9 protein-coding genes are annotated in these 9,418 nt (G+C 67.5%); 3 read left to right on the top strand and 6 right to left on the bottom strand.

What is annotated here, in order from left to right:
* Positions 1–70: 70 nt before the first annotated feature.
* The 5 genes from Q7A36_RS36260 to Q7A36_RS36240 form a co-directional block, all read right to left on the bottom strand.
* Complete coding sequence (locus Q7A36_RS36260) at positions 71–418, bottom strand: hypothetical protein (protein WP_305108670.1); 348 nt, start codon at positions 416–418, stop codon at positions 71–73.
* Between the two features lie 126 nt (positions 419–544).
* On the bottom strand, positions 545–1,309 hold the full coding sequence (locus Q7A36_RS36255) for a porin family protein (protein WP_305108669.1): 765 nt from the start codon (positions 1,307–1,309) through the stop codon (positions 545–547).
* A 333-nt stretch (positions 1,310–1,642) separates the two neighbouring features.
* Positions 1,643–2,122, bottom strand: a complete 480-nt coding sequence (locus tag Q7A36_RS36250; protein ID WP_305108668.1) for a hypothetical protein — start codon at positions 2,120–2,122, stop codon at positions 1,643–1,645.
* 403 nt (positions 2,123–2,525) lie between these two features.
* Entirely contained in the window at positions 2,526–4,037 is a 1,512-nt protein-coding gene (locus Q7A36_RS36245; protein ID WP_305108667.1) for a DUF1254 domain-containing protein, read from the bottom strand.
* A 214-nt stretch (positions 4,038–4,251) separates the two neighbouring features.
* The gene (locus Q7A36_RS36240) at positions 4,252–4,860 is read right to left on the bottom strand and encodes a hypothetical protein (RefSeq protein ID WP_305108666.1); all 609 of its coding nucleotides are present in this window, start codon (positions 4,858–4,860) and stop codon (positions 4,252–4,254) included.
* 525 nt (positions 4,861–5,385) lie between these two features.
* On the opposite strand from Q7A36_RS36240, the gene Q7A36_RS36235 reads away from it, so the two are divergent.
* Positions 5,386–6,342 (top strand): helix-turn-helix domain-containing protein, encoded by a 957-nt coding sequence (locus Q7A36_RS36235; protein ID WP_305108665.1) that lies wholly within the window; start codon positions 5,386–5,388, stop codon positions 6,340–6,342.
* A 128-nt stretch (positions 6,343–6,470) separates the two neighbouring features.
* Here the strand turns inward: Q7A36_RS36235 and Q7A36_RS36230 are convergent, their stop codons facing one another.
* Complete coding sequence (locus Q7A36_RS36230; protein ID WP_305108664.1) at positions 6,471–7,436, bottom strand: helix-turn-helix domain-containing protein; 966 nt, start codon at positions 7,434–7,436, stop codon at positions 6,471–6,473.
* 614 nt (positions 7,437–8,050) lie between these two features.
* On the opposite strand from Q7A36_RS36230, the gene Q7A36_RS36225 reads away from it, so the two are divergent.
* Positions 8,051–8,347: a hypothetical protein gene (locus Q7A36_RS36225; RefSeq protein WP_305108663.1), complete on the top strand. Its 297-nt coding sequence runs from the start codon at positions 8,051–8,053 to the stop codon at positions 8,345–8,347.
* A gap of 78 nt (positions 8,348–8,425) precedes the next feature.
* Entirely contained in the window at positions 8,426–9,181 is a 756-nt protein-coding gene (locus Q7A36_RS36220; protein ID WP_305108662.1) for a bestrophin-like domain, read from the top strand.
* Positions 9,182–9,418 lie beyond the last annotated feature (237 nt).

The raw sequence follows: 9,418 nt of genomic DNA, 5'->3' as shown, positions 1-9,418 counted from the left end.
CCAGACCATCGCACAGCGCACGGCACAATGCGACCTATTTGGTGGCCGCGTTGGTAATGTCATTCCAGCGCTAGTTGAACTCACCCTCTGCCCTCAGGCCGTTGCCGAAACCCCAGCCCACATTGGCATAGGTGCCGACGCCGGTGTCGAACAGGGCCTTGCCGCCAAGGGCCGGGAAGCCGCGCTGCCGCAGCGCAGCGGTGACCGAGCCGGATTGCTTGAGGTCGGCTTTCTGCACCCAGTTCGGCCCGACGCCGGCACCGATGTACAGGCCGGTGACGGGCATGGCGTTCCAGCCGGTCTGCGCGCCTGCCGGTCCTGCCGCCAGGACTCCGGCAGCGGTCGCCGTTGCCGCCAGCAGCGACTGGTGCAGCGCCTTGCCGCCCGGGTTGGAGCACGACGAGGGACGGATGAACATGGCGCAAGCTCATCATTAGTCCTGAGATGCGACGGACGGGGTCCAACAGGGGGCGGTGAGGCCTGCTGGGCACGGCATCCTGTCAGGGCCGGTTGGGGGAGAGGATGAGGATGACAACGCTTGGCGTCAGAACCGGAGGCTTGCGGCGACGAAGGGGCCGCTGAAGCCGAGGTCGACACCAAAGCTGCCGCTCTGTCGGTCAACGTTGAGGTGGCGCCAGCCCACGCGAAGTCTCGCCCAATCAGTCAGGTCGTAATCGAGCGAGCCGATGGCCTGCCAGGTCAGCCGCGAACCGGCATCGAAGCCGCCGACATCGGCATAGACGCTCACGCCGAAGCGGGGTGAGAGCATCACGCGGTAGCGCGCTGCCACCAGCGGATCGGCCCAGCTCAAGGAAGCTTTCCGGATGGCGCCGGGTTCCAGGCCGGGATTGAGCGAGACCTTCGTGATGAAGTTCCAGATTCGGGTGCCGGCGCCCACTTCGATACTCTGCCGCGGCGCCTCGATGAGCCGAACCATCCCGAGGAGGGTCCCGACCGTGCTGGTGACGCGGGTATGCCCGCCCTGCCAGAGCAGGTCGCGCGTGTTGAGGTCCTGCTGCAGCGCCGCGTAGAAGAAGTCGCCAACCACCGCCAACCGACCGTAGCGCGCTTCGCCCGCGATCATGGCGGGAAGGGCGTCGAGGTCAGTGATCACGGTGCCGCCGCCAACCTCGAAGTTGCGGTCCCCCACGCGCGGCAGTGGCGTATGGACATTGCCGCGGAGTGCTGGCACCCAGGCATAGGGCGCGACGGAGAATGTCCAGATCGGCGGCGGTTCGGATTGCGCCTGCGCAGCGCTTGCCATCGCAACCAGGGTGACCGCCAGGACGAGACATCGGCGCAGACGCATCAGGCGACATCCTCACTTACCGGTCGGCGCAGCGAGGCCTCCTTCAACGGAATCAAGGCTACCTCGCGGAATGGAATGTACGGCGCCGAAAAACTATCCAATTTCGGCACCGGTTCACTGCGCGCCGCAATCGATTGACGAGATGCGGGCAGCGGACGACGTCGCAACCGCGCGCTGCGACGGTCTCCTTCGGCCGGTCCGATGGACGCTCGCCAGGCTCGTGGTCCGTCACGGCGGCCCGCCCTGGCAGGCGCGGGTGCCCGCAGGCTGGGTCGCAAGGCAAGCGACGACCGAGTCCTTCACGACCGGTCTTCACCCCGCCGGCAGCCCACGCTATTTCATGGAGATCGCCATGGCGTCGCCACCCAGGCTGAGCATCAGCCCTTCGCGCCGAGCCTTGAGGTGCATGATCACGCCGGACTCATTCTGCAGCCAAAGATCGCCCGCACTCTCCGTGCCGAGGGCGAAGCCGTAGCGGGCCTCGCCGTAGGCACCGGGAAACCGGACGAGGTCGCGCAGATTGTAGACCTCGCCATGTGCATCGATGGTTGAGGCGCCGATGCCGCCGATGCCTGCGCCGGTGATGATGAAGGGATAGCTCCGTCCACGGTAGTACAGCGTGCCGTTTCCGGCACTCCCGCTTCCGATATAGGCCGCCTGCACCTCGTTCATGCGGACCGTGGCGTCCGGAACCTTACCGGCGACCGCCTCCGGTCCGACCCGGACGTCGCTCTGGCATCCGCCGGCCACCAGCAGAAGCGTGAGGGACGCCATACCGATTGACACCTGTTGGCGGCGGGACGTCTTCGGCATGACTTCGCTTCTCCTCTGATTGCGCCGAGGCGCGCAGTGGCCTCGGCGTACTGTGGTCAAGCTGCCCTCCGCGCGTTGCTAGGCTGGACCGCCAGGCAAGGAAGGCCATGACCGCTCCATGCGGATGGCTCGCTTGACCGCAAGTTCTCCCGTCCGTCACGCGCGCGGCGCGCATCCCGTGTTTCCGAAGGAGTAGCTTGGAACATCCGCCGAGCCAGGCGCTGCTCACGTCCTGCCCGCCTCACACGATCCAAGACGGTGCACAGCCTTGCGGTGTCCGAAGGGCACCCGCGTCGCTGCTGTACAATGAACCCAGGCATGCCACTGCTGCGCATGTACGACGCGCCCGCGCCGCGAATGCAACGTGAGGAGGAGGCGCCCGACCAGGCGCAGCCGAACTGCCTCATGGCAGGCGCATCGCCCCTGGAACCTCGCCGGGCGCCTCCGCAAGCTGGACGGGTGGCGGCACCCAGCGGCCATCCAGCGCCGGCGCGAGCGGACCGTAGAGCCGGAGAGTCAGGTTGAAGGGGCCTTCCGGCGTTGGCAGCCAGTTGGATCTTTGCTCCCCGCCGGGATCGCCGTGCTGGATCAGCAACTCGATGGCGCCGTCCGCATCGCGGACGAGCGGGTCGCGGTCGCCAATGGCAAACCGATTGATCGGGTTCGCCACCTGGAATCCCTGCGCGTCGTAAAGTGTGAGCGACCAGAAGGCGCCGACCGGCGGCTCCTGCCCACGTGGGAATCGGAGAAGGTATCGGTTCTGCCCCGTCAGCATTCGCCCGTCGGCGGACACCTGGGTCATCGGGTAGATGGCGTCCTCCGGCAGGTTGGCGCCGAGACCCACCATGGCGACCGCGGCACGCCGCAGATAGTCGGTGCCGTAGACGCCCATGCCATTGGCCAGATAGAGCCAGCCATTCTTGACGGCGCCGAGATTCGGCACGCTCGCGGCCAGATGGCGGCGTCCCTCGCGTCCCGCCCGTTCCAGCCCCGCGCGCAGGACAGGTTCCGCCGCCGCCAGGTCGAAGCCGGCGCCGGGCCGCAGGCCGATGCGCGCCATCCGGGCCAGGATCGGCTGGTCGTAGGTGCCCGGCGGGTTGGTCTTCAGCAACTCGGTACCGAGGGCGAAGTAGTCCGCCGGCTGCATGCGATTCACCTGCTCCGAAGGCGGCGTGCGCATGTCCACATTGGCGTCCACCGTCCCGGTCACCGGGCCGGGCGGCTGCCCCCAACGGCTCAGCGGCGTGAGGCGGTAGCCATCCTGCTGGCGTCGCACCGTCGCGTAGTCGCCCGCACCATTGGTCTGGGTACGCCCGATAATCCAGGCGGAAGGTGTCGGCGCGCGGATCGGCCTGGTGCCGCTGGGCAGGCTGCCCGTCCAGCCCGGCGGCAGGACGGCGAAATGCCCTTCGCCGGTGCCCGTGGTGCGCGTGCCGGGCGAGGCGAAGACATTCGTCCACATGTCCAGCATCGGCAGAAGGTAGTAGCGCCCCTGAGGGCCACCTACCTCCGGCACGGAGAGCACCATCGGCTCCCGCGTCAGGTCCAGCCAGGCGATGGAATAGAGCGTGTCGAAATTGGGCCGCACGACGTCGCGGAAGTCGGTCGGTGGAAATTCCCGGACATGTACGAAGGTATTGGCCGGGCCGCGGCCGAAATGCTCGCCCGGATGCGCGTAGTTCGTCGATTGCCGGCGCGTCAGCTCCATGGTGATCAGGGAATAGAAGTAGGCATAGGCCTCCAGCCCGATAGCGTGAGCGAGGTCCTCCGTGATCCGTCCGGTACCTGTAGCCGGTGCGGCGGCGGATGGCGGCAGGGCTGCTCCCTGCGCGGCAGCGTCCCGCACGCCGAGGAACAAGGTCGGCGCGGCGAGAAGGCTGGCGGCCGCCTGCCGCCGTGTCGGTCGGCTCGTCATGCTTCGCTCCTCCAGTCATTCACCGTGCGGCGCGTCACGGTCCTCGGGTGACGCATGCCGCAGGTCCTTCGGACGCCACTGAGCCGGTGCGGGTATGGCAGCGCCGTTCACGCGGATCCGTAGCGGTCCGGAGGCATGTGCCCGTCTCGCCTCGAACCGTCCGCTTGCCTACCGGTGCCCGGACGCGGCGCATCCTGCCCGTCTGTTCGACGCGTCAGAACCAGCTCGACTTGGCCTTCTCCACCGATACGGCGATGGCATCGCTGACCAGGGCCGTGATGGTGTCGCCGATCTTGATCTGCGACAGCATGGCGGTCCGCGCTGGGTCGGTGACGTGCACGGTATAGACGCCGCCGCCGCCGGGGCTGACGACGTCGAGCGAATTGGACGACGGATGGATGCCGACGACGGTTGCGCTGATCCGCATCATCGCCACGGCCATGCCGCCCGGCGCCGTCGCGTTCTGATCAACGGCGATCAAGGCGGCATTCGGCGACACGTTCATCGTCTTCGACAGCTCGAACGCGACGGAGCGATAGAATTGCGCGTCAACCATGTCGCCGACCCTCAGCATCTCCAGGCGCACCATGGGCCCCGCGGTCACTGTCGCCGTGCGACCCGACGCGCCCTGCAGCGTGATCTTGCGGGTCTGCGGATTGAGCGCGGTGATCTTGGCATGGATCGTCTCCGCCATCGGCTCGGGAATGCTTGCGATGGTCGGGTTGGATTGTGCCGAAGTCGGCGTGGACAGCGCAGCCGGAAGCGCTGTGCCTGCGGTTGCAAGCGCCGCAGCCAGGGCAAGGCTCTTCCAAGCATTCGTCATGATCAGGCTCCGTCTTGGCGAACCGCGTCGCAGTGCCTGCAGAGGCGACGGCAGCGTGAGGCGCAGGTCGGTTGAGCAAAGGCGACGTCCGGTCGTGTTGGCCGGTGTCGCACCTTCGCGCCGCGACCGGATGGGATCATCCGACATCGCTGTCCGAATTTGGCATTTCCACTCAGTCCGTATGGGCGAGGAGCGTGTGTCGCTCCGCACCGACGACCGATGCAGCCGTGAGGGGACGGACGGGCTCTCCAGCGCCCGAGCACGGGTGCCTCGGCCGACTCTGATGGCGATCAGGTGGGTGAACCGCCAATCTTTACCGACCTGGTTTGCGTTGTGCCAAAATGGTTTGTGTGCGCGGAAGTCGAGTCGGCGATATATGTTTCTCTACTTGTCATGTGACGCTCGCCCCTCAATCGAGAGTCCCGTAGGAGCAAGCGAATACTCGCAACAGGCGTCATTGCCGGCGCCTGCCGCCCTGCCCAGGAAGGAAGGCACGCGATGTCAGTGCCGGAGGCTGCGGAGAGGGTGTCGATCTTCTCGCACCGCTTCACGGATCCCGAGGATTTGGCGCGTGCGGTGCGCGATGCCGGCATCGAGTACATGCCGCTCGAGCCAGGCCGATACGACGCCAGCCTCACGGTCGTGCAGGCCGGCGCCTTGCATATCCAGCGGGTTGTCGATCAGGCACATATCGTTCGCGGGGCGGTGGATCTGTCCCGTGTAGGGCTGCTGTTTTCCATCCGGCACCGCGCGTCGCCGGTCATCAATGGGTGCCCGCTCAGCGAAGGCCACATGCTCGCCCTGGCCCCCGGACAGGAGATCCATGGTCTTTGTCCGGCGCACCTTGAATGGGGTTCGTTTTCCTTTTCCACCGAGGCCGCCGACCGACTGTTTGACCTTGGGGGGATGCGCTTCAACCTGAGCTCCACCGAGCCCGCACCCCTCGTGCCGGCGGCGATCGCGGCGCGGTTGCGCCGAGCCGCGACGGAAATCACGAACCTCGCGCAACGGCTGTCGGAGCAGGGGCGCATGACGATGCCCGTCGCCTGCTTGGCCGAAGGGCTCATGGAACTCTGCATCGAGGCCTTTTCCCGGGCGGAGAAACCGCACCTGTGCGGTCGTGCCACACGGGATGCCATCCGGCTCCTCAATGCGGCGGATGCATTCCTGCACGCGAATATCGGCCGGCCCATCTACACGGATGATCTTTGCAAGGCTTTGGCCGTGTCGCCCCGCAAGCTTCATCAGGCCTTCGTCGCAGCCTGCGGTATGAGCCCGCATGCATACCTCAAGCGCCGCCGCCTCATGATGGTGCACCAGGCCCTCAAATCCGGCGGGCAGGGCGAATCTCTGGTGAAGTCGTTCGCCCTCGCGCATGGCTTCTGGCATCTCGGCAATTTCGCGTATGACTATCGGAGGCTGTTCGGGCAGTCGCCGTCGGAGACCCTCATGCAGGCGCGGGGCGGCTCGACCTGCCGTTAGGTCTGCTGTGCGGGCATTGTCCCATGCTTCCACCCTACGCGTGCCCGATCGGACCTGGCGGCAGCGGGCCGTGGGCCAATCAGGCGTTCGCCGCCAGCGGCCGCGAACCGGCGCGCGAGCGTGGTCCGTCAGCGGCGGAGCAGTGCCTCGCGGAACATGAGGCGATAGGCGCGTTCGAAGCTGCGGCGGTTCCAGAAGCCATGTGCCTGGGCCGCTTCCTCGACCGACACCCAGGGGCGTTCGGGTGAGCGCAATGCCATGCGCACCAGAACCAGCCGGCGCGCCACGAGATATTTCGTCGCACTGATGCCGAGGATCGTCTGGAAGGCCAGCCGCAAGCGTGCTTCCGATACCCCAACGGCCGATGCCAGCTGCGCCGTGTCCGTCGCCCGGGACGGATAGGCCGCGAGATAGTCGTCGGCCAGCCGGACGATGCGCCGGAGTGACGCTGGAGCGGCGGGCAGGGTCGACGGCTTCCGACCCCCTGCGGGACCGGCGAGGAGGTCCTGACAGGCCTCAAGCACCGCGGCCCTGAGCGAGCGGCATGCCTCCTCGACCTGGAAGACGTCCGGGTCCTTTTCCATCACCTCCGTGGCGTCCTGCATGAGCGTGGCGGCAAACGTCCAGGCGGCGGCATCGGTGTGCAGCCAGGCAACCCCACCGGGACGCAGGACCGTCGATCGGCGCGGCAGGGTCAGGACCGACCCGACATCCGCCGCGCGCAGGGCGATGAGAGCCCAGCTGGAGTCTTGGCTGTTGGCCATCTCGTATTCCGCGGCGGCGCCGAAGACTGCGACGGCATGCGTTCCCGCGGCCCTTCCACCCAGACGGACGGTCCGGCATCCGTGGAGCGGAAGCAGGATCCAGGCCGTATCGGCCGGCAGCGTCCCCAGGACGGCGAGCGGCGTGCTGCGTCCGGTCTGCAGGCTCAGGCCGGACAGTTCCAGGACGCTGGTCTGCAGGGAAAAGGGGTAGCTGCGCAGCGGCACCGCCTTGCATGCGCCGTGGTCGGCAGGAGTGAGAAGCTCGCCCACCTCGGTGAGGCTGGATCGGTGCACCATGGGCTTCAGCATCGCCGTGCGAACCTGGAACACGCTGAGTGTCTCGCCGGGGTCGCGGGCAGGCCGCGAGCGGGCAAGGGACGCGACAGGCATACCCGGGCGGCGACTTTCGGCAGGACCGCGTCCCGGTCGGCGGGGGGGCTGCCCACCCGATCCTGCCGGATGTCGTTCAACCTGACCGAGCGGAGCATCGTCGTCGGCCCTCGCGCCTCTCATGACAGGCCATGGGCGCTCAAGGCAGGTGACCTGCTGTCTTCTGAACGCCCTTGCCGTCGTGAAGGTGGAAGCAGCCCGCCTGTCATAGGCTGGACGATTCCGTGAGCCTGTGCACGTCTGAACCTTATCCATTTCCAGCATGCGGGCAGCAGATCGCGCCCGTCGCGCTCACCGACCCGGCCTGCCGAGGCGCCACGTCGTCCGCACGGAGGTGGGCTTCCGGGCCGACTGGCCGGGCGTCCGCGGCGATGGGGCCCGGCAATGCCGAATCTGGATAGCGCCATGGCGTGCGCGCGCCGGTCGCACATGCGTATCGTCCCCCGGCCGTCGCATGGGCCGCCTTGCCGGGGAATGCCTTACCGAAGGATCCATCTCCCCGGAGTGGCCCCGGGCCGAATGACAGGAGACGGCGTGAACCGAAGGGAGTGGCGATGAGACAACTCCTGGCGGGTGGGGTCCTGCTCCTGTGTGCCGCCTGCTCGACCCAGGCCGATTACCAGAAGTACGTCGATGGCTTCGTCGGGCAGAACGCCAACCAGCTCTATGCGGTCTGGGGCGCGCCCGTGCGCTCGGCCCCACTGCCGGATGGCGGGCAGGTCGTCAGCTTCCTGTCGAACGTGCAGAGCGGCCACGGCTTCGGCGTGACCGGCTGCGAGACGAATTTCATGCTCGACCGCGGCGGCATTGTCCGGCAGGCGACCTTCCGCGGCGACGCGTGCTACCATTGACCCGGAGGCACGGCGCCCGGTTCGCCCTGGTCCTCCCGATGGATGCCGGACGCGTTCCATCGCTGTAAGGCGCGAGAGATGAGCCCCATTGCCATCGCCTTCACGATCTTCCTCGGCAGCTTCGCGGCGGCGCTGCTGGGCGTGGCGCTGCGATTGCCGAGCCAGCATTTCGACGACAGCTCGCGGGAGGTCGTGCGGAGCGTGCTGGGCCTGGTCGCCACGCTCACGGCCCTCGTGCTAGGCCTTCTCGTCGCCTCCGCCCAGGGCACCTACCAGTCACTGGGCAATCAGCTCGGCCAGATGGCGGCCAATCTGGTCGAGCTGGACCGCGCGCTGGACTATTACGGCCCGGAGGCCGCTCCGGCGCGCAGCCTCTTCCACCATGCGGTGCAGGCCGAGATCGACCGGATCTGGCCACATGGCGAGGCGCGGCTCGCCAGCATCAGGCCGGACGACACCCGCCGGGAGCGTGGGCAGTTCATGGCCATCATCGGCCGGCTCGAGCCGCGTGACGAGGCCCAGCGCTTCGCGCAGCGGCGGATCATGGAACTTGTCACCGATTTCGCCCGGATGCGGACGCTGACCGTCAATGCCACCGAAGGCAGCCTGCCGGGTCCGTTCCTGACCGTGCTGATATTCTGGGTGGCGGTTCTGTTCTTCGGCTTCGGCCTGTCCGCCCGCTTCAATCCCACGGTGCTCGTCGCATTGTCGATCGGCGCTCTCTCGGTCGCCGGGGCGATGTACCTGATCCTGGAGTTGAACCACCCCTTCGACGGCCTGATGCGGGTTTCGGAAGCGCCGCTGCGGGAGGCGCTCGGCGGCATGAGCGAATAATGTCCCGCCAGCGCCGGGCAGACCATTCGGCTTCTGAGTTGCCCCCGCGATGGCCGATGTGCCGAAAGTGGATAGTGCCACCGGCAGGATCCCACTTCAGCCTGGTCTACGGCGTTGTCCTGCACTTTATGGGCGGTCCCGCGGCGCTGCCGCCCCGGAGGCCGGGAAGTCCGGCGATTCCTATGGTCCCTGGCGAGGCAGAGGGATGCGGCCGCGGCAATGCCCGGGGTGCCGCCC

Source organism: Paracraurococcus lichenis (genome assembly GCF_030657435.1).
In the GTDB taxonomy this organism is placed as follows: Bacteria; Pseudomonadota; Alphaproteobacteria; order Acetobacterales; family Acetobacteraceae; genus Paracraurococcus; species Paracraurococcus lichenis.
This window is presented reverse-complemented; position numbering and strand designations above follow the sequence as displayed.

Excerpts from the sequence above, each read along its gene's own strand:
- Q7A36_RS36260 (WP_305108670.1), bottom strand. The coding sequence starts at position 418 with ATGTTCATCCGTCCCTCGTCGTGCTCCAACCCGGGCGGCAAGGCGCTG.
- Q7A36_RS36255 (WP_305108669.1), bottom strand. The coding sequence starts at position 1,309 with ATGCGTCTGCGCCGATGTCTCGTCCTGGCGGTCACCCTGGTTGCGATG.
- Q7A36_RS36250 (WP_305108668.1), bottom strand. The coding sequence starts at position 2,122 with ATGCCGAAGACGTCCCGCCGCCAACAGGTGTCAATCGGTATGGCGTCC.
- Q7A36_RS36245 (WP_305108667.1), bottom strand. The coding sequence starts at position 4,037 with ATGACGAGCCGACCGACACGGCGGCAGGCGGCCGCCAGCCTTCTCGCC.
- Q7A36_RS36240 (WP_305108666.1), bottom strand. The coding sequence starts at position 4,860 with ATGACGAATGCTTGGAAGAGCCTTGCCCTGGCTGCGGCGCTTGCAACC.
- Q7A36_RS36225 (WP_305108663.1), top strand. The coding sequence starts at position 8,051 with ATGAGACAACTCCTGGCGGGTGGGGTCCTGCTCCTGTGTGCCGCCTGC.
- Q7A36_RS36220 (WP_305108662.1), top strand. The coding sequence starts at position 8,426 with ATGAGCCCCATTGCCATCGCCTTCACGATCTTCCTCGGCAGCTTCGCG.